Raw genomic sequence first — 21,387 nt, forward strand, 5'->3', positions numbered from 1 at the left:
GCTCAACAGACACAATCCTAGGCCCCGGCGGCAAAACCACCGCTATGATAGCCGCAGCACTGCCTATATAACTACGCCGTCGGCTAAAATCGCGACTGATTATTTCGTTTGAGTTTCTGGATATTGCATCTTGAAGAGCACTGCCCTCGCCCGCCTGTTGCAGGGGATCACGAAGCCTTCTCACGACAAGCGTCCCTCGATCGAGACCTTTGCGGATATCGACACGGACCGGCTCGCTGCCGAGCTCAATCTTGCCGGCCGGGGAAGAGAACGCGGCGGCAACGAGGAGCCTGCGACGTCATCCGAGACGATGGACTCGGTCGAGACCCAGATCATCGAGCGTATCGAGGCCGCAAAGAAGGCCGCTCATGCCACCATCGAGGATGAGTTGCGCACCTATGCCGAACGCCTGGCGGCTCTCGATTTCGAGGACAGGTTCACGCAGATCCAGCATACCGCCCCGGCAGCCGTCGGCGATTTCAAGCTGGAAGCACGCGCGGGACGCGACGACCTTTATGCGCTGCGTCGCAACCTGCGCGACCTCGACGCCGAGCAGCAGGCCTTCCGACGCAAGCACAAGATCGACCGCACCGCCCGTGTTCATGGCGGGGCAGCGACCTTCCTGAAAGTCGCCCTCCTCATCGTGATGTTCGTGGTGGAAGCGTTCGCGAATGGCAACTTCCTGGCCAAGGGCAGCGAACAGGGCCTGCTCGGTGGCGTGACCGAAGCCATTTCCTTTGCCGCCCTCAACATTTTCGGCACCTTCATCATCGGCCATTTCGGCGTCAAGCAGATCGCCCACAACAGCGTATTCCGCAAAGGCCTGGGGGTGCTGGCCTTCTGCTTCTACGTGGCCTTTGCCCTCGGCCTCAATCTCGCCTTGGCCCATTATCGCGACGTCTCCCCCCAGTTCCTGGAGGGAGGCGGCGAGCGGGTGATGCAGGTCATGGCCACCACCCCCTTCCAGCTCCGCGATCTCAATTCCTGGCTGTTCTTCGGGCTTGGCCTGATGTTCTCCGTGGTCGCCCTGATCGACAGCCTGACCTTCTCGGATGCCTATCCCGGCTATGCCGAAGTCCAGCACCGCCTCGAAGCGGCCAGGGACGCCTATCGCGACCGCAGGGCGGAACTCGATGAAAACCTGAAGGACGTTCGCGACGAATATCAAGACAGGATGCAGGATATCAGCAGCGACCTGTCCCTGCGGCGGAGCGAGTATGAGGCCATCATCGCCAATCGCGCGCGCATGCTGAAGCTCTTCAGCCAGCATCAGGACCATCTGGAACGAGCGGCCAACACGCTGATCGGTTTCTATCGCGAGGCGAATGCCAAGGCTCGCAAGACGCCGCCTCCGGCCCGTTTCGCAAGCCCCTTCTCGCTTGCAAAGGTCAGCGTGGAGGCCAACACCGAGGGCGAATGGAGCCTGCGCGACCTGCGATCCCGCATCGAACAGATCCAGGCGATGCTGACGGCCGAGGTGAAGGAGATCCACACCGCCTACCAGACCACCATGGACGAATATCAGCAGCTCGACGACGTGGTTCCCGAGCCGGGGATGGGTGATGGCTCGAAACAGGCGTAGGCGCTCGCGCGGTGGAGGCGGTTTGCCGCAATACATCATAGGCGGCCTCCTGCTGCTGGCGGCCGCGGCGGTGGCGATCGGCTTTGCCTATCTCAAGCTGACAGCCAAGGTTCCGCCGAAACTCGATGCGGAGCTGTGCCCCGTCGATGGCCCGACATCCATGACTATCGTCCTGCTCGATGCCTCCGATGCCCTGCCGCCGATCGGCCGTCAGCAATTGGCGACGGAGCTCACCGATCTGGCCGAGGCCACGCCCGAATACGGCCTGTTCGAACTGCGCGTCCTCGAACCCAACGCATCGGGCGGCGCCGTGAAGTTCCGGGCCTGCAATCCGGGTGACGGTTCGAGCGTGGACGCCCTTACCGGCAACAAGGAGCTTGCCAGGCGGAAATGGACGCAGGGGTTCAAGCAACCGCTCGAACGGGCCTTGGCGGCGGATCTGGCCGGCGTTCCCTCCGACAATTCTCCGATCATGGCGACCATCCAGGCGATTGCCGTCGAGCGATTCACGGGAGCCAGGTCGGACAACGTCGCCAAGAAGCTGGTCATCGTCTCCGACATGATCGAGAACGGGCGGGATTACAGCCAGTATCGCGGCGACCTCTCCTTCGCCCGTTTCAAGAAGTCGGTCGCCTACAAGCAATTCAGGACCGATCTTCACGGTGCCGAAATAGGCATCAAATATGTGCAGCGCCAGAAGCCGCCGATCGACAGCGTTGCCCATATCCGGTTCTGGCAGGAATGGATCGCCGACAATAACGGCAGGTTCGACAGCGCCGATCGCCTGCAGGGAGTGAACTGACGATGGTCCAGGACAAGGCCTGGTCGACGACCGACAGCGCCATCAGTGCCAGCCTCTTCAGCCTGTTCGTCCTGGCGGGCAGCGCCTACATCATCGCCGCCAAGCTGATGCACTATCCGGCCTTCCTGGTGACATCCGTGCCGGTTGCGGTGATGGTGGTCTACGCGCTCGTCATCGTCGCGCTGCGGCGCTTCCGCCTGCGCTTGGACCAGGCAGGCGACAACATCTACTATATGGGCTTCCTGTTCACCCTCACGAGCCTGGGCGTCTCGCTCTATCAGTTTCAGGCCGAGGGGGCGGTGGAGGAAATCGTCCGCAATTTCGGCGTCGCAATTGCCTCGACCATCGCCGGTGTCGCCCTTCGCGTGCTGTTCGGGCAGATGCGGCAGGATCCCTACGAGGTCGAGCTGGCCTCGCGTCTGGAACTGTCGGAAGCCACCCGGCGGGTTCGCCGGGAGCTGGACACCATCGTGGTCGAAATCGCGAATTTCCGCCGTTCTTCCCAGCAGATGATCATCGAGGGATTTGGGGAAGCCCGCGAGGGCGTGCGGGATGCGACCAGCAGGGCCCTCGGCGACTTCGAGGATCTGACCCGGAAGGCTGCCGGGCCGATCGAGGCCAGTGCCGATGCCAGCACCACGATCCTGAAGGCCTTTGCCAAATCGGCATTCGAGAGCGTCGAGGCGGCCAATACGAAGTTTGCCGCGGAAACTGCCAAACTGTCCGAAGGGACGGACAGGCTCACGGCGACATTGGAGGCGGTATCGGACCACCTCAAGAGCCTGCAGGTACCCGCCAACGTCATCGAAGAAAAGCTCCAGCCTTCGGTCGGGGAACTGACGCAGGCCGTCTCCCAGCTGAGCAAGAGCCTCGCAACTTTCATCGAGCACAATTCGCCGATGGCACCGACCCAGCTTCTCGATACGGAAGCCAAGCGCAATGCCCGCATCGACAATCTGGCGGAAGCGATCGCCGGCCTGACACGGCAGATGGAAGAGGCTGCCGCCGCCAAGCAGAGCAGGCCGCTGCGATATATCAGGCGCCTCTTGCGCAGATCGGCGGCGGCTGATGCGTAGAGCGACCTCCATCGGCTCCGATGGGGCGGCCTATCGGCGAGGCATCGTCCTCGGTTTGACCATGGCCGAGATCATGCTGCTGCTGGTTTTCTGTCTGCTGATCGCCCTGACGGTCATGTTCAGCCGGGAGCAGGAACGCGCCAATCTTCTTGCCGCCCGCCTGAAGCAGGCGGAAACGGCGCTCGCAAAGGAGCAGCAGACCTCGAAGGATCTCGCTGCACTCCTGGACGAGTTCAAACGTACCGGAGCAATTCCTCAGCAACTCGATGATAGCTGGCGCAAGCTGGTCGAAGCACGCGGCCTCGTCGACAAACTGCGGGAGAACGGCGTCGATCCCGACCAGCTCAAGCAATATGCCGCGAAACTCAAGGACATCCTGCCCACGCTGACCGCCGATGTCTCGGGAGCCGATCTGGCAACGGCATGGCGCCAGATCGCCGAAGCGAAAAGCCGGATGACGACCATCGAGCTTGGGAATCTGACGGTCTCTGGGGTGGCCGACCTCATCGTCAAGGGTGCCAAGACACAGCAGGCCGAGCGAGAGGGGCGCGGCGAGCACGACTGGCCACCCATCATCAATCTGAGCGAAGCCAGTGGCTATAATTTCGCCATCGGCCGGGCCGACCTCACAGCGGATTTCGACAGGAAGCTCAAGACGAACGTCGTCGAGCGCGTGGCGAAGATCGTCGCCGAATATGATGTCGATGTCGTCGAGGTGATCGGCCACACCGACGAACAGGCCGTCAACAACCGTGCTTCCAACCTGGATGGCAAGCTCATCCCTGCCCTGGCGGGCAAGGTGCAGATCGACGGCCTCACTCCGGCAGACAATGCGGGTCTGGGCATGGCCCGGGCCGTGTCCGTCGCCAGGGTCCTGGAGAATGACCCTCGTCTCAAGGGCGTGACGGTCCTGCCTCTCTCCGGAGGCCAGATGATCCTGCCGGGAGACAAGGTGACCGACGGATCCGTGAGGGGCGACGTCAAGGAACGGCGCCGGATCGAGATCAGGGTGCGAAGGTCCGAAGGCAAGGCGGCGAGCGGCCTCCGGCCCGCGTCCGGGATGCAACCCTGACCCGACGCGCCAAGCATCTTATACCCATCCGGACAATGTTTGACCTGTGCCTGCAAAGGGGGCGCTGTCATTCCCGGCGCCGCCGCAGGCAGTGGGAAGGGAATCCAGAGGCCGAGAACGTCGCTCGTAACTCCCGGATCCACTTCCCTCCCAGTCACAAGCAAAGCTTGTGACGTGCTCGCCGGGGATGACAGGTCCGTCTTTCTGCGATCGGGTATCACATGGAGAACAAAGCGCGCGTCAAGGCATGGTCGGGATCGACGAGCCCATCCAGGATATTGAAATGGTGGCGATCGGGCTCCTCGACGACATCGGTCTCGATGCCGAGGCCTCGCCAGATATTGCCGAGCAGTGCATTCTGCCGCAGGAACTCGGAGGTCTCCCGGGCACCTGCCCAGCAGATCAGCTTGCTGCCGGGCAATGGCTCGAGCAGAGCCGGGCTCTCGCTTTTTGCTTCGTTCATGTCGATCTTCAGCGTCGCATTGCGGGCGATATGCATCAGCGGCCGAAGGTCGTGCAGGCCTGAAACGGAGAGCGTTCCCACGATCCGGCCGGCGAGTTCGCCGGGGAGCGGCGTCGTCTGGCTGATCATGCGCGTCACCAGCTGGCCGCCGGCAGAATGGCCGATCAGCCGGATCGGCCCCGGCACGATGCCCGCGGCCGCCACGATGGCCTGGCCGATCGACTTTGTGATGTCGGCGATACGCACCTCTGGAGCGAGCGGGTAGCTGGGTATCGCCACCGCATGGCCATGCGCCAGCGCCCCCTGCGCGAGATGCGACCAGAAGCCCTTGTCGAGCGCCATCCAAAATCCGCCATGGACAAAGACGACCAGACCCGCAAGGCCTCCCTTCGGATAGAACAGATCGAAACGCTGGCGCGGATCGTCGCCATAGGCGAGATCCAGCCTTGCACGATCCTCGGCGACGAGCGCATCGCGTGCCAGCCGGGCAGGTTCCACCCAGGCTTGCGGCCACGCCTGGCTCCCGGGAATGTTGGCTGCATTGTCGTAAGCCCAGGTCCAGTCGACCACCCGATATCGCATCTTACTCTCGCTTTCAGGCCCGTCATCCGGCAGCGGGGCTCGCCTCCCCCGATCCCACCGCCCGGAATGACCTCGTCTCAGTCATTGGCTTCCGGCGGCAGGAAATCGACGTCATGCTCGGCCGAGGCGCGTAGGACGGCTTCGACATCGGACATGTTGTGCAAGGTCTCGAACAGGTCGCGCAGCCTGCCGGCGGGCGACACCCAGAAAAGCGCTCGAGCCGGCTTGTCCGACTTGTTGAAATAACCATGCGGGATGCCGCGCGGCATGCGCACCAGGTCGCCGGGTTTGGCGGTCTGCCAGGTTCCGTCGAGTTTCAGCTCCAGCTGCCCCTCCAGCAGAAAGATGAATTCATCCTGCGTCGGATGGATGTGGACCGGCACGAACTGGCCGGGTTCGGAATTCGCCTCGAAAGCGAAGGTCGACCCGCAATCGGCCTTCGGGAAATAGCGCTGGCCAAGGATGTTCCATTCGACCTGCTCATAGCCCTCGCCGTGCCGCGTGATGCCGCCATCCAGTTCCGTGGTCATCGTGATCCCTCCCCTTTTGTCTAGATTCGATATTCGCAAGAAAAGGCAGACGCCGCCCTCGGGCGGCGCATGCCTTGAGATCATAACCTCGTCCAGATTTCCTGAAACGAGTCTTTTCCGCAAAATGGCCCCTCTCCCGCCGAATTCGCGCTGCGTCTCGGGCAGGCACGCCGGCGGCAGCGCACGAAGCGCCGTGTGCTCGCAGAAGTGTCGTCTGCGCCCTACATGGCAGCCTGCTTTCGCGCCGCCGCACATTCGGCTGCAAGGAAATCGAGCAGCGCACGAACCGACGGCAGCAAGCCTCGCCGTGAGGGAAAAACCGCATGAACGATGCCGGCATTGGGTCGCCAGTCCGGCAGGACATGGACGAGCTGTCCCGCAGCGACGTGCCGCCAGACGGCCATGGTGGGCAGTTGCGCCACGCCCACGCCGGCAAGCGCCGCATCGCAAAGTGCGGCCATGTCGCCGGTCACCAGCCGTGGCAGATGCCTGACCTTTGCGCTTTGCCCATCGGCATGTTCGAGCTGCCAGTGATACTCGCGCTGCGGAGGCCCGAGGGTGGCGCTCGGCAGGCGGTCCAGATCGGCCGGGGAGGCTATGGGGCGCCCGGCCAGAAGGCCTGGGCTGGCCACCAGGCACTGCGTGCTTGTGTCGAGCCGCCGCATGACGAGTTCAGTCGGTTCAAGGGGCGGGAAACGCACGCGAATGGCCACGTCGAAGCCTTCGGCAATCACGTCGACGCGCCGGTTGGTGCTTTCCAGATGGATCTCGATGGCCGGATACGCAGCGAGAAAGCGCGCAAAGAGCGCCCCAAACTGAAAATTGATCAGCGCTACCGGGCAACTTACCCGGATGATGCCACGCGGCTCGGCCTGCACCTGCACGATCACCTGTTCGGCGGCCTCGGCCTCGACCAGCATGGCAACACAACGATCGTAATATTCACGGCCGATCTCCGTGACGGAAAACCGGCGAGAAGAACGATTGAGCAGTCGCACACCCAGCCGATCTTCCAGTTGCTGGATGCGCCGGCTGAGCTTGGACTTCTGCATGCCGCCGGCTCGCGATGCCGCAGCGAATCCGCCGTGATCGACCACCTGCACGAAATAAAAGAGGTCATTGAGATCCTGCATCGTCCCATTGATAGGACGCTGCATCGGGTTAAGCAATCTTCCGGGTCAGTCGTCCCGCTGATATTTCCAATTCTGCCGGTTCTGCCTTGGAAGCCGGGCTGGTTTTCCCAATCGGGGCGGCCGAAGCGCCCGCGCCGTTCTGCCCGCCGAGAATACTTCTCCGCGCGGAAAGGAAGTTGGGCGCCTGCAGAAGAAAGGAACGACCCATGTCGAGCGAACCCGTGCGCGATCCGCAATCGGATCAACTGCTGACACCGCAGAATGCGGCTTTCATCATCATCGATTATCAGCCGGTCCAGGTGAATTCGATCGCTTCGATGGATCGCCAGCTGCTGCTCAACAACATCGTTGGCTGTTCGAGGGCGGCAGTCACCTACGGGCTGCCGATCGTCCACTCGACCGTAAACGTGCAGACAGGTCTCAACAAACCGCCCGTTGCACATATCCGCAAGGTGCTGGGCGACTATCCCACCTATGATCGGACCAGCATCAACAGTTGGGAGGACATTGAATTTCGCAAGGCCGTCGAGGAAACCGGCCGAAAGAAACTCGTCATGACCGCTCTGTGGACGGAGGCCTGCCTCACCTTCCCGGCGCTGGACGCATTGGCTGAAGGTTACGAGGTCTATGTACCTGTCGATGCGGTCGGGGGGACCTCGGTTGCGGCGCATGAGGCAGCGCTGCGGCGCATCGAACAAGCGGGCGGCAAGCTCATCTCGACCGTCCAGCTCTTCTGCGAACTTCAACGCGACTGGAAGCGCAGCCAGACCGTTCCGGCATTCCTGGATCTGTTCATCCAGACGGGCGGGACCCCCGGCATCCAGTTCACTTACGACAAGGCCGAATAGCATTCGCCCTAGCGTACCCGCCAGTCCCTGTAAGGTTACGGGGGCTGGCCGGCATGGATCGGCATTTGGTGGAATAGAGCCGCCTTGATTATCGGCCTCGCCGCCGCATCTGCCATCTCGAGGGCCGATCGTCCTCGGCCTGTCCCAGTCCGTATAGAATGTCCGCCACGGTGGTCTTCAGCTTGGCGGCCAGCTTCACCGCAACGTCGGGAGGGATCGATTCTCGGCCGGCCGCCCATGTCTCAAGCTGGGCGAGATCCACGCCCACCCGCCTTGCCAGCCATGAAGGGTCCATGCTGGCCTGGCTCATCGCCTGAGCCAGGCCATTGGGATGTTCAGCGGCCATCTTGAGTCACAAGTCCGTGGGGAAGCCTATCGCTATCATCATAGTCACCTTGGGCGGTGAATATGACAGAAAGAAGCCCGCTCTATGCACTCCAGCCCTCGGCTTGACCTTGCCCCCAAGTTTTAAGCTATCTCGGGAGCTTGGTAAGTCTGCCCGCGATGCTGGAGCAATTGGCAGGCTGCTTCCAGGAGAAGGTCAATTCAGCCATCACCGCAATGCCTGTCTGCGGCTCATCCGGCTGCCGCCAGCGGGTCGCGCAGCCTGGTGATGGCATCGACCAGGAAGTTGCAGGCCACGAAGATCGCCGCGGTGAAGATGGTCGTGCCGATCACCACGGGAAAATCCCCGTCCAGCGCGGCGTTGATCGCCAGCCTGCCGACACCGTCGAGGCCGAAGATCTGCTCGGTAACGATCGCCCCGCCCATGATCACCGCCAGTTCCAGCCCCGCCAGGGTGATGATGGGGTTGAGAGCGGCCTTGAGCGCGTGACCGACCTGGATGCGCCATTCGCTGAGCCCCTTGGCCCGGGCGGTGCGGATATAGTCCTCGCCCAATACGTCCAGCATGGCGGCGCGCACCACGCGCTGGAAGATGCCGATCTCTGCGATCGCCAGCGTCAGCCAGGGCAAGGTCAGATGACGGGCCCATTCGAAGGGATTGTCGAAGAACGGCACATAGCCGCTGCTCGGGAACCAGTCGATGCCCACGGTCGAGAGCTGGTAGAACAGGAAGAAGGACAGCAGCATCCCGGAGAGGAAGGTAGGGACCGACAGGCCGACATAGGCGATGGCCGCCAGCGCATGGTCGAGCAGGGAGCCCGGCCGCCGCGCCGCCAGGATGCCCAGCACCAGCGAGACCACCATCCAGATGACCAGCGCTCCCAAAGCGAGCGAGAAGGTCACGGGCACCTTGTCGAGGATCAGCTCGGTGACGCCCGTCTGCTTGCGGAAGGAATAGCCAAGGGCCGGCGGCCAGTGCGCGAGCCCCATCGCCGCACCCTGAATGTCCGGCCCGCGATAGAGATATTGCCAGAGCTGGACATGCCAGGGCTCATCGAGGCGCAGCGCATGGGCAACCGCATCGATCGCCTGCTGATTGGCATTGCGCGGCGCCAGCATCACCGCCGGATTCTGATAGGCGAGGCGCGTGATGAAGAAGGCGATGACGAGGACGATCAGCAAAGTGGAGATCGCCCGTACGGCGAGGCCGAGAATGAAGCGCAGCATGATCCCTCCCTCAACGCCGATGGGGATCGAGGACGTTGCGCAGGCCCGCGCTCAGTGTGTTGAAGCCCACCACCGTCAGGAACAGGGCGATGCTCGGCCCGAGCAGGAACCAGGGCTGCAACTGGTAGAGCGAGGAGCGCTGGGCATCCGCGATCATGTTGCCCCAGCTCGCCGTCGGCGGCTGGATGCCGACGCCCAGAAAGGACAAGGTCGCCTCGGCCACGATGTTGTTGGGCAATTGCACGGCCCAGTAGACCAGGGCGACCGGCGCGACATTGGGCAGGACCTCCCGGATCAGGATCCGCCGGCGGCTTGCCCCCAGGGTCTGCGCTGCCTCGACGAAGGGGCTGTGCCGAAGCGAGAGCACCAGCCCCCGAGTCAGGCGGGCGAAATAGGTCCAGGAGAACAAAGCGATGATCAGCACCACCACCAGCACGGGATCGGCGATCGGTTGGCCGTTGGCCCCGCGATTGAGCGCCAGCAGGCTGAGCGCCGTCACCACGAAGGGAAAGGACAGGGCTACGTCGATACCCTGCGAGATCATGCGGTCCGCCAGCCCGCCGAAATAGCCGGCGATCAGGCCGATCGAAGTGCCCACCACCATGGCGAGCGTGGTGGCGGGGATTGAGACCAGCAGGGAGATGCGCGCGCCATAGAGGGTGCGGACCAGGACATCGCGGCCATCGCCGTCGGCGCCGAGCGGAAAGGCCCAGTTCGGCCCGATGGGCAGGCCATCCTCCGACAGGGCGATGTCGCTGAACTGCTCCGTCGACCCATGGCCGAGCCAGAGCGCCACCAGGGGCGCCAGCAGCGCGGCAGCCAGCACCGTCAGCACCAGCAGGCCGCCGAACCGCACGGAGGGTTCCGCCAGTACGGCCGCTATGCCGGTGGGAGATCGCCTCAATTCACGATGGGAGGAAACCCGTTCGGCTCCGTCGGCAGAGATGGTCCGGCTCGCCTCAGCCATGCAAGGCCAGCCTTTCGAGCCTGTCCCCATCCCGGTTCCTCTGACCGGGAATGGCGGCGATCAGTGCCCGCGTATAGGCCTGGCCGGGACGGTGGAAGACCTGTGCCGTCGGCCCCTCCTCCACGATGCGGCCGGCCTGCAGCACCAGCACGCGATCGCACAGATCGGCCACCACGCCGAGATCATGGGAAATGAACAGGATGGAGACGCCGAGCCGGCTCCTGAGTGAGCGCAGCAGCGCGATGATTTTCGCCTGCGTGGTGATGTCGAGAGCCGACACCGGTTCATCCGCCACGATCACGCGCGGCTCCAGCGCCACCGCGCGGGCGATGGCGATCCGCTGGCGCTGCCCGCCGGAGAGCTGGGCGGGGTAGCGGTCGAGCACGTCCTGGGGCAGTTCCACCACATCGACGAGGTCGCGAATGCGCGAACGGATCTGGGGCGCGGACAGATCCGTGTTGATGATGAAGGGCTCGGCCAGGATGGCGCCGATCCGCCGCCGCGGATTGAGGCTGCCATAGGGGTCCTGGAACACCATCTGGATGGCGGAACGTTGCTGTCCGGTGAGGGTTGTAGCGCCGGCATGGGCATAGACATTGTTGCCGAGCCGAACCTGGCCCTCGTCAGGCCTGTCCAGTCCGACGACGATGCGGCCGATGGTCGACTTGCCCGAGCCGGACTCGCCGACCACGCCGAGGATCTCGCCTTCGCGCAGGGCAAACGAGACCCGGTCGAGCGCCTGCAGCATGCCCTCGGCCTTGCCGCCTCGGCGAAAGCGGCGGGAAATCCCCTCCACCGTCAGCAGGGGCTTGGTCTCCACGGGTGCGGCGGTGCCGAGGGCCAGGCCGTGGCGTGCGGCTCCCAGCAGCAGCCTAGTATAGGGTTCCTTCGGTGCGCCATAGATGCGCGCCGCCGCCCCCTGCTCCACCACGCTTCCCCCGCGCATCACCACCACGTCGTCGGCGATGTCGTTGACGACGCCGAGGTCATGGCTGACGAAGATCAGGGCCATACCATGGCGTTCCTGCAATTGCCGCAGGAGCGTGAGGATGGCGGCCTGGACCGTCACATCGAGTGCCGTCGTCGGCTCGTCGGCGATCAGCAGGTCCGGGCCGAGCGCGATCGCCATGGCGATCATCACCCGCTGGCGCATGCCGCCGGAGAACTGATGAGGGTAGTCGTCAAGGCGCCGGGCGGGATCACGAATGCCGACCTCGTCGAGCAGATCGAGGATGCGCGTGCGCAGGGCCGACCGCCCTACGCGCTGGTGGGCCGTGATCGCTTCGCCGATCTGGCTGCCGATCGTCTTGAGCGGATGCAGATTGGAGAGCGGATCCTGGAAGACGAAGCCAATCTGTGCACCACGCAAACGGCGCAGCCGGCCGGCCGACAGGCCGAGAAGCTCAGTGCCGCGATGGCGAGCGCTGCCCGACACCGCCGCCGAGGGGGGCAGCAGGCCGGTAGCCGCCAATAGCGACACGCTCTTGCCGGAGCCGGATTCGCCGACGATGGCCAGGGTCTTGCCGGCATCGACGGCGAAGGAGACGCCGCGCACCACCTGCGTGGGATGCCGGCGCGTTCCAAAGCTCACATCCAGATTATCGACCGAGAAGATCGCCATGGCCGCCTCTCCTGCACCCTGCCGCTATTTGCGCAGGGCGATGTTGGTGATGTCGGCCTGCACGGCGAGCGAGGACCAGGTCCACAGCGCGATGCGATCGGAGGTGATGGCGACCTTGCGCTTCTCGAACAGGGGGATCCAGGGCAGGTCGGCGGAGACGAGGCGATCGGCCTTGGCCCAGACCGGGCCGGGATCATCGGAGGGGAAAGCTTCGGCCGCCAATCTGTTGAGCTCCTTGTTGGAGTAGCAGATCGCATAGACGTTGCCGGTACCGCAGGGCGAGGCATCCGAATTCAGCCAGCCCCCGAGCAGCATGCGCGTGCTCGGTCCCTGCCAGTCGGGTGCGAAGGCGCCCCCGAGGAAGATGTCCCAATGGCTCTTGGGATCCTGGATGTAGGAACGGTACTGCGAACTCGGCACCGGGATGAGGTTGAGGGTAAAGCCCGCCGCGGCCAGGTCTTCCTTGAGCGTCACCGCGACGGCCTGGGTCTGCGCGGTGGTCTGATAAAGCGCATCCAGCGTCAAGCCGTCGGGATAGCCGGCCTTGGCCAGCAGCTCCTTGGCCTTGGCGGGATCACCTGCGCTCTTGGGCGTGGCGTAGGGATCGAAGGGCTCATGGCCGAGGATCGTCGAAGTGATGATCTGGCCGAGCGGGAGAGCGGCGATCGAGCCGCCCTGGCGCTGGACGAGATGGGCCTTGTTCACCGCATAGGCGAGAGCCTGGCGCACTTCGAGCTTGCGCAGGGCGGTGGCGCCTGGGCTGGTTGCTTCCGGCCGGGCGTTGACAGTGATGAAATTGGCCGAACCGCTGTTGGAGGCATGCAGATAGGGGCTCTTCTGCGCCTGATATTGCCGGATCGCAGCCAAAGGCGGCACGTCGAGATAGAGCGACAGGTCGGCTTCTCCGGCGCGGATCTTCTGCACCACGGCATCTTCGGTATTGGTGGTGAAGTCGACGACGATCTCGTCGACATAGGCCTTGCGAGCCGGATCGGCGGCATGATTGTAGTTGGCCACCTTCTTGAGAACGAGCTTCTGGCCCTGATCGTAGGTCGCCACGTAGTAGGGACCGCTCGAAGGCAGGTTCTTCCTGAACTCCAGCGAATCCGGGAAATATTTGGAGGCGATTTCCGGCGGCAGCGGGCTGACGAAGTTCATCGACAGGATGTTGAGGAAATCATAGTTCTTGCTGTCGGAACGCAGCACCAGCGTCCTGTCGTCCGGCGCGGAGACGCCGGCGATGTCATGCGTATCGGTAAAGGCCTTGGTGGCGGCGAGATCGCCCGTCGGCACCTTGGCGAACTGCTTGCAGTAGTCGGCGAAGCCGGAAAAGGCGAGATTGAAATAGTTGATGGCCGCGACCTGCTTGTTGGGATCGCAGAAGCGCTTGATGCCATAGACGAAATCGCCCGCCGTGATCTTGCGCGTGGTCGAGCCGGAATAGGTGATGCCGTCGCGAAGATGGAAGGTATAGGTCTTGCCGTCGGGGCTGACGTCCCAGGATTCGGCAAGGTCGGGCACCAGCTTGGTGTCGTCCTTGATGTCGTCGGACGCGCCCGGATAGGTCACGAGCTGGCGCGTCACCGCCCGCAGGATCTCCCAGGAATCGGTGCTGTAGCCGGTCAAGGGATCGAAGGCGTCGAGATCGGGGTCGAGCGAGGCGATGCGCAGCGTCCCGCCATAGGGGACCTCGTCAGCCGCCTCTGCCCCGCCGAGAGCGAGGCCGCCCGTCAGCAGCAGGGCGGCCGCAAAGCGCGACGCCGAGCCGAGCAGCCAAGAACGAGCGAAATGCCGGGATTTCATAGTCTGTTTCCTGATGTATCGAAGACAAGGACGAAGGCCGCTCGCGCTGGTGGAGGCCTTAAAAGACGGTGCCCGCGTGGGGCTGGGCTGATGTGGCGAACAAGGTGTCGAGCGTGGACAGCACCGCCTCGCTCTCGGCCTTGACCCGGCCGGCCCTGGCGAGCTGCCACCAGCGGGTGCCCCCGAGATAGGTCGTTGCCAAGGCGGCGACATCGAGCTCGGCCTCAGCCGGCGCGTCGGTCGGCACCACACCCTGCGCCGAGATGCGGAACCGGCCATTGTTCTCGGCGAAAAGGGGGTCGCTGACAGCGAGCACCGCCTCGCCATCGCCGCCATAGCGGCGCGTTTCCAGGGCCTGGCGCACATCGAGAAGACGCAGCCAGGTCTCGTCACGCTGGCCGGTCACGCGGGCCTGCCGATGGTTCTCGAACAGCCATGGCAGGGCATCATCCACGGGCCGGCCGGGGAAAAGGATGCGATGCACCAGATCGACATTGAGAAGATGGGCGACGAGTGCGCCATAGGCAGCATCGTCAGCCGCGACCAGATCATCCACGACGAGGGTGCGATCCGAGCCGGCGAACCACTCGTCGAGGCCGATCGGGTGGTAGCGAACATAGCCGCGCTCCCGTCCTTCCTCCCCGGCCACCACGACATAGGCCGGCGCCTTGGACAAGTCCTGGCGCAGGCGCTGGAAGTGCCACCAACCGCGCCAGCGTGCGATGGCGCCTGCCTGGGCGGTGCCGGCCTGGGCATGGATGGCAGGAAGCACGGACCACGCTTCCTCCAACTCGACAAAGCGCACCGGCAAGTCCCGCGCCACGCCCGGGCGCAGTCGAGCCCCTTCGGTGGCAAGGTCGAAGCTGACCTGCGAACTGGCGATGCCATAGCCGAAATGGGCGTAGATACGCGCGTCCGAGGCCCGCAGCGTGGCAACGGCGTCGCCGCGCGAACGCGCCTCCGCCAATTGCCTCTCCAGAAGGGCCGTGCCGATGCCTCGCCTGGTATGGGTGGGCAGCACACCGACATGGGTGACCGCGGCATGGGCGAGCCGTCCTCCGCCCGGAACCGTCAGGGTGCTGGCATAGGAATTGACGGTGCCGACCAGCGTGCCCGAGACAAAGGCGCCGAGGGTGCGGCCCGGCTCATGGATATTGGCGACGAAGCCGGCATCGATCGGCCCAAAATTCGGCAGCCCCACCATGGCGGTACGAAACAGCTGGGCAGCCTGGATCAGTTCCGATGTGTCTTCCAGAACCCTCACCCGGGCGGGAGCCAGGCTCGGTGCCCTGACGGCCGAGAGGTCTACGGCGTGCAGCGACATGACATTCAGGCCTTCGCCGGCGGTGTGAAGACGCGGGGCTTCGGCAGCGTCTGATTGAGCGCGAACTCACCGATTTCGCGCAGGCGGTAGGACACCGGGTCATGCACCGTATGGGTGCGCACATTGCGCCAATAGATGTCGAGGCCGTATTTGTTGGCCGTCGAGCGCGCCCCCGTCGCCTCATAGATATCGGCGGTGACTTCGAGCGAGACCTTGGTGGCGATGACCTTGGCCTGGTCGATCAGAAGGGCAAGCTCGCCCCAGGCCTGCGCCGTCAGCGCCGGGCCGGCCAGCAGCGCCGCCTGATAGAGGGCCGCGGCCTTGTCCGCCAGGGCGACGCCGGCGGCGATGCCCGCCGACAGGCGGCCGAAAAGCTGGAGGTGGTAGGGATCCTCGGTGGCCTTTTCCAGCCCCGACTCGGGCCATGGCCGGCCATGGCTGCGCACATAGGCGGAGGCGGCCTTGAGCGCACCCTCGGCAATGCCGAGATAGAAATTGACGAAGATCAGCTGGCTGAACAGCACTCGCAGCCCGTCGCGCTGCTCGACATCGCCGGCATAATGATCCAGACCCGACAGGAGGTCCGCATCGGTCGCCTCGACCCTGTCGAAGATCACCGAGCCGCTGGCGGTGAGGCGCTGGCCGAGATTGTCCCAGTCGCCCTCGAAGCTGATGCCCTTGCGCGATGGCGGGACCTGGAAATGCACGCGCTTCTCGCCATCCCAGACGGTAACGGTGAGGATCTGGGCGATCGAGGCGCCGGTGGCGAAGGTGCGCCGGCCGCTGATCAGATAGCCGTTCGCGGTCTTTTCCAGCTCGGCCTTGGGATCGCGCGGATTGCTGACGCCGCCCTGGAACCAGCCCTCCTCGCCGACGCCGCGGGCCGTGGCCTGCCATTGCTCGGGCGTGCCGAGGATGTAGCTCCACACCCCATTGGAATAATGATAGGCGATCAGCTGCCCGATCGAGCCGTCCGCTGCAGAGATGATACGACTGATCTCGAGCGCCTGCGCGAGATTGGCGCCGGCGCCGCCTAGGGCCCGCGGCACGGCAAGGCCGAGGAGGCCGGCCTTGCGCAGGAGTTCGATCTCCTCGAACGGATCCTGGTTGGCACGGTCGCGTTCGAGCGCAGTGGCCGCGAGTTCGGCGGCAACACTTTCGGCGCGGCTGCGCCACTCCGCGAATTCCGCCTCCGAAAGGCCGGCATAGATCTCGATGGCGGGGGCATCCCTGCGCGTATCGCGCAAGGCGCTCACGGTTGCGTCATAGGCCACTTGTCTCGTCCTCGTTCAAAGCTGTCGGCACATTGGGGAGTCACTCGGCCGCGGTCGCGGCCGGCACGTCCCGCGCAGGGACGAAACGGGTGAAGTCGCGGAAGGAAGCCCCGCGATGATCCTCGCGCAGCCGGCGCTGGCCCTCGCCCTGGAAGCGTTCGCGCAGGGTCACCGGCGTCGCCGGTCGCTCGCGGATGCGGCCGCGCTGGCGAAGCTCGGGCACGATGAAGCGGATGAAATCCTCGAAGGAACCGGGGCTGATGGCATAGGCGAGATTGAAGCCGTCGATGCCGGTCTCGTCGGCAAGGCGCTCGAGCGCGTCGGCCACCTTCTTGGGCCCGCCGACCAAAGTGGGATGAATGCCGCCCACACCGATATAGTCGGCGACGTCGCCCACGGTCCAGCGCCGGTCGGCATCGATGCTGGTGAGGCTGGACAAGGCCGAGCGGCCGGCATTGGTCTCGATATATTCGATGGGATGGTCGAGCGGATATTGCGACCAGTCGACCCCGGTCCAGGCCGAGAACAGGGCAAGCGCCGCCTCCACGCTGGTGTAGGAGAGATAGTCGCGATATTTGGCCTCGGCTTCCTCGTCGGTTGCAGCCGTCACCACGCTGATGGCGGTGATGAACTTGATGGCATCGGGTGCCCTGCCGAGCTCGACGGCACGCGCGCGGATCTGCTCGATCCGCCGGCGGATCGAAGGCGAATTGGTACCGCCCAGGAAGACGACTTCGGCATTCTGCGCCGCGAATTCACGTCCGCGCGTCGAGGTGCCCGCCTGGTAGAGCAGGGGCGTGCGCTGCGGGCTCGGCTCGGACAGATGCGCATCCGGCACGGTGAAATAGGTGCCGCGATGATGGATGGCATGGACCTTGGCCGGATCGGTATAGATGCCGCGCTGGCGATCGCGGATGACCGCATCCTCCTCCCACGATCCCTCCCACAGCTTGTAGGCGACGTCGACGAATTCCTGGGCCCGGTCATAGCGCTCGTCATGCTCGATCTGGCGCTCGAGGCCGAGATTGCGCGCGGCCGACTCCAGCACGGAGGTGACGACGTTCCAGGCGATGCGCCCCTTGGTGAGGTGGTCGAGCGTGGTGAATTTGCGCGCCAGCAGATAAGGCTGCTCATAGGTGGTCGACACCGTGATGCCGAAGCCCAGATGCCTTGTGGCCGCCGCCATGGCCGAGACCAGCAGCAAGGGATCGTTGACCGGGGACTGGGCGGCGGTGCGCAGCGAGGCATCGGGCGTGCCGGCATAGACGTCCAGGTGCCCGAGCGCATCGGCCAGGAACAGTCCGTCGAAGCCACCTTCCTCGAGCAGCCTGGCGAGGCCGATCCAATAGTCGATGCTGGTATAGGTGTCGGCGCGGTCGTCGGGATGGCGCCACAGGCCCGCCGAGACGTGACCGACGACGGTCATGCCGAAGCCATTGAGCAAAAAGGGTTTCTTGGCGGCAATCGGCGGCGATGAAACGGACATCGTTCAAACCATTCACGAATAATAGGTGGGTGGAGGAACCGTCCCGTTGAGGGCGTAATCGCCGACTTCCAGGACCTTGTAGTGCACGGGATCGTGCAGGGAGTGGGTGCGCACATTGCGCCAGTAGCGATCGAAGGAGAGTGCCCTGGTGGTGGCCCGTGCGCCCATCAGTTCGAACAGGCGGGAGGTGACCTCCAGCGCCACTTCGGTCGAATGCACCTTCGACTGGTAGGCGATGGCGGCGACCTCGCCTCTTTCGCGCTCGGTCAGCTCGCTCCCGCGTTCGACCGCACGCTGGGCCGCCTCGCCTGCCGCATCCGAGAGGGCCACGGCCGAGGCCAGCGCGACGGAGAGCCTGCCGAAACGCTCGACCACCAGCGTGTCCTCGCTGGCCTTGCCGGCCGGCGAGGAAAGCCAGGGCCGCGAGCGCGTGCGGATATAATCGCGCGCTTCCTCGAAGGCGCCGAGTGCCGTGCCGAGATAGAGCTCACCGAAGGCGAGCTGGATGATGGGCACATGCAGGGTCTCGGCCGGCGTCTGCGGAGCGTCCTCGCGACGATGCGCGACAAGATCGTCCAGGCGCACCGCGACATTGTCGAAGCTGGCGCTGCCGGAGACGGTGAGGCGCTGGCCGATATTGTCCCAGTCATGGCCGAAGCTCAGGCCCGGCGCGGGATTGGGCACCACGAACTGGCCGATATGGCCGCCGGCGTCATTTCCGGCGATCGTCGTCCCCGGCGCGAAACGCACCCAGACATGCAGGGTGTCGGCCACGGCCGCACCGCTGGCGAAGGGCTTGGAACCGTTGAGCACGAAGCCCGTGCCCTGCGGCGTGGCGCTGATGAGCGGTTCATAGGCGGCCTGGGCCACGCCGCCATGGAACCAGCCCTGCCGGAGGAAACCCTCCGCGCGCCGGGCAAACAGAGCCTGGTTCGCGCCATTCCGGCCCAGGGCCGTGCCGAACAGATGGTAGGTGGCGATCTGGGCGATGGAGGTATCGCCCTTGGCCAAGATGCGGATGATGCGCAGGACCTCCCGGGTGCTGGCACCGCCTCCGCCGATCGCCTCGGGCAGGAAGATCGTCAGGAGACCGGCCTGGCGCAACAGCTCGATCTCCGCCACCGGATCGGCACCGGCGGCATCGCGCGCCGCCCCTGTCCTTCTCAATTCCGCGGCGACCTGCTCGGCCGCCTCGACCCAGAGCCGGAACCGCTCCTCCCCGCTCAGGCTTGCCCGCGCTCCATCGGCGCTCATGACCGGGCCTCAGCCGTCTGGGTTGCCGGGAAGGCAAAGCGGGCCGCTGGATGGTCGGGCGGCACAAGCGGGGAATCGGTACCGAACAGGCGGCTGCGCAGCGCGCCGGCCCGGCGTTCGCGCAGGCGCCCGCGCCGGTCGAGCTCGGGCACGACATGCTGGGCGAAATCGCGGAAGCTGCCGGGATTGACGATGTGGATGAGATTGACGCCATCGGTATCGGTCTCGGCGAGCCAGGCGTCGAGATCGTCGGCGATCCGGGCCGGCCCACCCACCAGCGTCTTCACCCGGCCGAAGCCGCCATCGGGCAGAAAGGCCTCGCGCAAGGTCCACCGCCTGCCCGAGGCCGGATCGTCGAACATGCGCAGCAGGGATCGGTTGGCGTTGGTGTCCTGATAGCGCAGCGGCTCATCGAGGGAATGACCGGCAAAATCGATGCCGGTACTCGCCGAATAATGGGTGATGGCGCCTTCCAGGCTGTAATAACGCAGGTAATCGTCGAGTTTCGCCTGGGCCGCCTGGTCGTCCTCGCCCGTGACGACGGCCAGCGCGCTGATGAAGCGGATGGCCCCCGGCGCCCGGCCCGCCTCGCGGGCCAGTTCCTTGATGCCAGCGACATTGCGCCGGATGCCGGCGGCATCGGCCCCGGCGACGAAGACCACCTCGGCATGGCGGGCCGCGAAAGCCTGCCCGCGCGGCGAGCCGCCGGCCTGGAAGATCACCGGCACGCGCTGGGGACTGGGCTCGGAAAGATGCGGGCCGGGAACGTTGTAGTAATGGCCGCGATGGCCGATGCCGTGCACCTTGGAGGGATCGGTATAGAGCCCTTCGGGATGGTCGGCGCTGCCGCGGTCACGCAGGACGGCACCGTCCTCCCATGAACCCTGCCAGAGCTTGTAGGCTACTTCGAGGAATTCGTCGGCGCGATCATAGCGCTCATCATGGGGGTACTGGGCCTCCAGCCCCAGATTGCGGGCGGCGCTGTCGAGCTGGGAAGTCACCACGTTCCAGGCGATGCGCCCGCGGGTGACATGGTCCAGCGTGGTGAATTTGCGGGCGAGCAGATAGGGCTTTTCGTAGCTGGTCGAGACGGTGATGCCGAAGCCGAGATCGCGCGTGGCCGCCGCCAGGGCCGAAACCAACAGCAGGGGATCGCCGAGGGGCGATTGCGTGCCTGTTCGCAACGAGGCCTCGGCGCTGCCGCCATGCACGTCGAGCAATCCCAGCGCATCGGCGATGAACAGATTGTCGAAGCGGCCTTCGTCGAGGATGCGGGCGAGCTCGAGCCAATAGTCGAGATCGGTATAACGGTACGTCTGATCCTCGGGGTGTTGCCACAGCCCGTAATTGACATGGGAAACTGAGTTCATGGTGAACCCGTTCAAAATGATCGGTTCGGCGGACACGACGCAAATCATCCATTGGTAGGGAAATTGGTTCGCCGGGAGAGCGGCGCCTGCTGTCGCCGCAGGCTGCGTCCGGCAAATCGATGGAGGTATGTTTGCGCATAAATTATATATTGTCTATATATTTTATATTCTTTTTATTGACGCCGGCCGTTGACCCGCCCTAGCATGGGTTCAAGCCGCAAGACCTGCCTGAATCAGGCGGCAAATCGCGGTGCTTCAATCAATCTGAGGTAGAATCCATGAGCTTTCGACCGCTCCATGATCGCGTGGTCCTGCGTCGCCTGGAAGGCGAGGAGAAAACCAAGGGCGGCATCATCATACCTGACACCGCCAAGGAAAAGCCCCAGGAGGGCGAGGTCGTCGCCGTCGGCCCTGGCGCGCGCGACGAGAACGGCAAGCTTCAGCCGCTGGATGTGAAAGCAGGCGACCGCGTGCTGTTCGGCAAATGGTCCGGCACCGAAGTCAAGATCGACAGCCAGGACCTGCTCATCCTCAAGGAAGCGGACATTCTCGGCATCATCGCCTGACACCTCCTCCCCTTTTCACAGCCAGACAGGCCTTCGAGCGCTTTCGTCGCTTCCGGACCTGA

19 protein-coding genes are annotated in these 21,387 nt (G+C 64.6%); 6 read left to right on the forward strand and 13 right to left on the reverse strand.

The window, feature by feature from the left end; genetic code table 11:
• Window positions 1-130 precede the first annotated feature (130 nt).
• The 4 genes from ACTJKX_RS22340 to ACTJKX_RS22355 are packed head-to-tail and all read left to right on the forward strand — an operon-like array spanning window position 131 to window position 4,532.
• Window positions 131-1,582, forward strand: coding sequence for a hypothetical protein (locus ACTJKX_RS22340; protein WP_440726558.1), 1,452 nt, complete (start codon window positions 131-133; stop codon window positions 1,580-1,582).
• Window positions 1,583-1,604: 22 nt separating this feature from the next.
• Entirely contained in the window at window positions 1,605-2,384 is a 780-nt protein-coding gene (locus ACTJKX_RS22345; RefSeq protein WP_440726559.1) for a hypothetical protein, read from the forward strand.
• Between the two features lie 2 nt (window positions 2,385-2,386).
• Window positions 2,387-3,460, forward strand: a complete 1,074-nt coding sequence (locus ACTJKX_RS22350; protein ID WP_394312854.1) for a hypothetical protein — start codon at window positions 2,387-2,389, stop codon at window positions 3,458-3,460.
• The gene (locus ACTJKX_RS22355; protein ID WP_440726560.1) at window positions 3,453-4,532 is read left to right on the forward strand and encodes a hypothetical protein; all 1,080 of its coding nucleotides are present in this window, start codon (window positions 3,453-3,455) and stop codon (window positions 4,530-4,532) included. The genes ACTJKX_RS22350 and ACTJKX_RS22355 overlap by 8 nt, the downstream gene beginning before the upstream one ends.
• A 217-nt stretch (window positions 4,533-4,749) precedes the next feature.
• Here the strand turns inward: ACTJKX_RS22355 and ACTJKX_RS22360 are convergent, their stop codons facing one another.
• The 3 genes from ACTJKX_RS22360 to ACTJKX_RS22370 form a co-directional block, all read right to left on the reverse strand.
• Entirely contained in the window at window positions 4,750-5,577 is an 828-nt protein-coding gene (locus tag ACTJKX_RS22360) for an alpha/beta hydrolase (RefSeq protein WP_440726561.1), read from the reverse strand.
• Window positions 5,578-5,654: 77 nt separating this feature from the next.
• Complete coding sequence (locus ACTJKX_RS22365; protein WP_311943612.1) at window positions 5,655-6,107, reverse strand: cupin domain-containing protein; 453 nt, start codon at window positions 6,105-6,107, stop codon at window positions 5,655-5,657.
• A 221-nt stretch (window positions 6,108-6,328) separates the two neighbouring features.
• The gene (locus tag ACTJKX_RS22370; protein ID WP_367626785.1) at window positions 6,329-7,240 is read right to left on the reverse strand and encodes a LysR substrate-binding domain-containing protein; all 912 of its coding nucleotides are present in this window, start codon (window positions 7,238-7,240) and stop codon (window positions 6,329-6,331) included.
• A gap of 206 nt (window positions 7,241-7,446) precedes the next feature.
• Between ACTJKX_RS22370 and ACTJKX_RS22375 the strand changes: the two genes are divergently transcribed.
• Window positions 7,447-8,088 (forward strand): hydrolase, encoded by a 642-nt coding sequence (locus tag ACTJKX_RS22375; RefSeq protein ID WP_311943421.1) that lies wholly within the window; start codon window positions 7,447-7,449, stop codon window positions 8,086-8,088.
• 88 nt (window positions 8,089-8,176) lie between these two features.
• Here ACTJKX_RS22375 and ACTJKX_RS22380 read toward each other — a convergent pair whose 3' ends face one another.
• The 10 genes from ACTJKX_RS22380 to ACTJKX_RS22425 form a co-directional block, all read right to left on the reverse strand.
• Window positions 8,177-8,434 carry a helix-turn-helix domain-containing protein gene (locus ACTJKX_RS22380; protein ID WP_440726562.1) on the reverse strand — a complete coding sequence of 86 codons (258 nt, stop codon included), beginning with the start codon at window positions 8,432-8,434 and terminating at the stop codon, window positions 8,177-8,179.
• A gap of 230 nt (window positions 8,435-8,664) precedes the next feature.
• Entirely contained in the window at window positions 8,665-9,660 is a 996-nt protein-coding gene (locus tag ACTJKX_RS22385) for an ABC transporter permease (protein WP_440726563.1), read from the reverse strand.
• A gap of 10 nt (window positions 9,661-9,670) precedes the next feature.
• On the reverse strand, window positions 9,671-10,627 hold the full coding sequence (locus ACTJKX_RS22390; RefSeq protein ID WP_440726564.1) for an ABC transporter permease: 957 nt from the start codon (window positions 10,625-10,627) through the stop codon (window positions 9,671-9,673).
• Window positions 10,620-12,248, reverse strand: coding sequence for a dipeptide ABC transporter ATP-binding protein (locus tag ACTJKX_RS22395; protein ID WP_440726565.1), 1,629 nt, complete (start codon window positions 12,246-12,248; stop codon window positions 10,620-10,622). Before ACTJKX_RS22395 ends, ACTJKX_RS22390 begins: the two co-directional genes overlap by 8 nt.
• Before the next feature lie 24 nt (window positions 12,249-12,272).
• Window positions 12,273-14,051 carry an ABC transporter substrate-binding protein gene (locus ACTJKX_RS22400; protein ID WP_440726566.1) on the reverse strand — a complete coding sequence of 593 codons (1,779 nt, stop codon included), beginning with the start codon at window positions 14,049-14,051 and terminating at the stop codon, window positions 12,273-12,275.
• Between the two features lie 58 nt (window positions 14,052-14,109).
• On the reverse strand, window positions 14,110-15,375 hold the full coding sequence (locus ACTJKX_RS22405; protein WP_440726567.1) for a GNAT family N-acetyltransferase: 1,266 nt from the start codon (window positions 15,373-15,375) through the stop codon (window positions 14,110-14,112).
• Between the two features lie 5 nt (window positions 15,376-15,380).
• On the reverse strand, window positions 15,381-16,649 hold the full coding sequence (locus ACTJKX_RS22410; protein WP_394312866.1) for an acyl-CoA dehydrogenase family protein: 1,269 nt from the start codon (window positions 16,647-16,649) through the stop codon (window positions 15,381-15,383).
• 40 nt (window positions 16,650-16,689) lie between these two features.
• The gene (locus tag ACTJKX_RS22415; RefSeq protein ID WP_440726568.1) at window positions 16,690-18,135 is read right to left on the reverse strand and encodes an LLM class flavin-dependent oxidoreductase; all 1,446 of its coding nucleotides are present in this window, start codon (window positions 18,133-18,135) and stop codon (window positions 16,690-16,692) included.
• A gap of 12 nt (window positions 18,136-18,147) precedes the next feature.
• Window positions 18,148-19,389, reverse strand: a complete 1,242-nt coding sequence (locus ACTJKX_RS22420; RefSeq protein ID WP_440726569.1) for an acyl-CoA dehydrogenase family protein — start codon at window positions 19,387-19,389, stop codon at window positions 18,148-18,150.
• The gene (locus ACTJKX_RS22425; protein WP_440726570.1) at window positions 19,386-20,807 is read right to left on the reverse strand and encodes an NtaA/DmoA family FMN-dependent monooxygenase; all 1,422 of its coding nucleotides are present in this window, start codon (window positions 20,805-20,807) and stop codon (window positions 19,386-19,388) included. The genes ACTJKX_RS22420 and ACTJKX_RS22425 overlap by 4 nt, the downstream gene beginning before the upstream one ends.
• 230 nt (window positions 20,808-21,037) lie before the next feature.
• Here ACTJKX_RS22425 and groES point away from each other — a divergent pair, with 230 nt between their 5' ends.
• Window positions 21,038-21,325, forward strand: a complete 288-nt coding sequence (groES, locus tag ACTJKX_RS22430; protein WP_311943393.1) for a co-chaperone GroES — start codon at window positions 21,038-21,040, stop codon at window positions 21,323-21,325.
• Window positions 21,326-21,387: the final 62 nt, after the last annotated feature.

This window comes from Labrys sp. 22185, from assembly GCF_052045555.1.
Lineage (GTDB): Bacteria > Pseudomonadota > Alphaproteobacteria > Rhizobiales > Labraceae > Labrys > Labrys neptuniae.

Excerpts from the sequence above, each read along its gene's own strand:
- ACTJKX_RS22350 (WP_394312854.1), top strand. The coding sequence starts at position 2,387 with ATGGTCCAGGACAAGGCCTGGTCGACGACCGACAGCGCCATCAGTGCC.
- ACTJKX_RS22355 (WP_440726560.1), top strand. The coding sequence starts at position 3,453 with ATGCGTAGAGCGACCTCCATCGGCTCCGATGGGGCGGCCTATCGGCGA.
- ACTJKX_RS22360 (WP_440726561.1), bottom strand. The coding sequence starts at position 5,577 with ATGCGATATCGGGTGGTCGACTGGACCTGGGCTTACGACAATGCAGCC.
- ACTJKX_RS22365 (WP_311943612.1), bottom strand. The coding sequence starts at position 6,107 with ATGACCACGGAACTGGATGGCGGCATCACGCGGCACGGCGAGGGCTAT.
- ACTJKX_RS22370 (WP_367626785.1), bottom strand. The coding sequence starts at position 7,240 with ATGCAGGATCTCAATGACCTCTTTTATTTCGTGCAGGTGGTCGATCAC.
- ACTJKX_RS22375 (WP_311943421.1), top strand. The coding sequence starts at position 7,447 with ATGTCGAGCGAACCCGTGCGCGATCCGCAATCGGATCAACTGCTGACA.
- ACTJKX_RS22380 (WP_440726562.1), bottom strand. The coding sequence starts at position 8,434 with ATGGCCGCTGAACATCCCAATGGCCTGGCTCAGGCGATGAGCCAGGCC.
- ACTJKX_RS22385 (WP_440726563.1), bottom strand. The coding sequence starts at position 9,660 with ATGCTGCGCTTCATTCTCGGCCTCGCCGTACGGGCGATCTCCACTTTG.
- ACTJKX_RS22390 (WP_440726564.1), bottom strand. The coding sequence starts at position 10,627 with ATGGCTGAGGCGAGCCGGACCATCTCTGCCGACGGAGCCGAACGGGTT.
- ACTJKX_RS22395 (WP_440726565.1), bottom strand. The coding sequence starts at position 12,248 with ATGGCGATCTTCTCGGTCGATAATCTGGATGTGAGCTTTGGAACGCGC.
- ACTJKX_RS22400 (WP_440726566.1), bottom strand. The coding sequence starts at position 14,051 with ATGAAATCCCGGCATTTCGCTCGTTCTTGGCTGCTCGGCTCGGCGTCG.
- ACTJKX_RS22405 (WP_440726567.1), bottom strand. The coding sequence starts at position 15,375 with ATGTCGCTGCACGCCGTAGACCTCTCGGCCGTCAGGGCACCGAGCCTG.
- ACTJKX_RS22415 (WP_440726568.1), bottom strand. The coding sequence starts at position 18,135 with ATGTCCGTTTCATCGCCGCCGATTGCCGCCAAGAAACCCTTTTTGCTC.
- ACTJKX_RS22420 (WP_440726569.1), bottom strand. The coding sequence starts at position 19,389 with ATGAGCGCCGATGGAGCGCGGGCAAGCCTGAGCGGGGAGGAGCGGTTC.
- ACTJKX_RS22425 (WP_440726570.1), bottom strand. The coding sequence starts at position 20,807 with ATGATTTGCGTCGTGTCCGCCGAACCGATCATTTTGAACGGGTTCACC.
- groES (WP_311943393.1), top strand. The coding sequence starts at position 21,038 with ATGAGCTTTCGACCGCTCCATGATCGCGTGGTCCTGCGTCGCCTGGAA.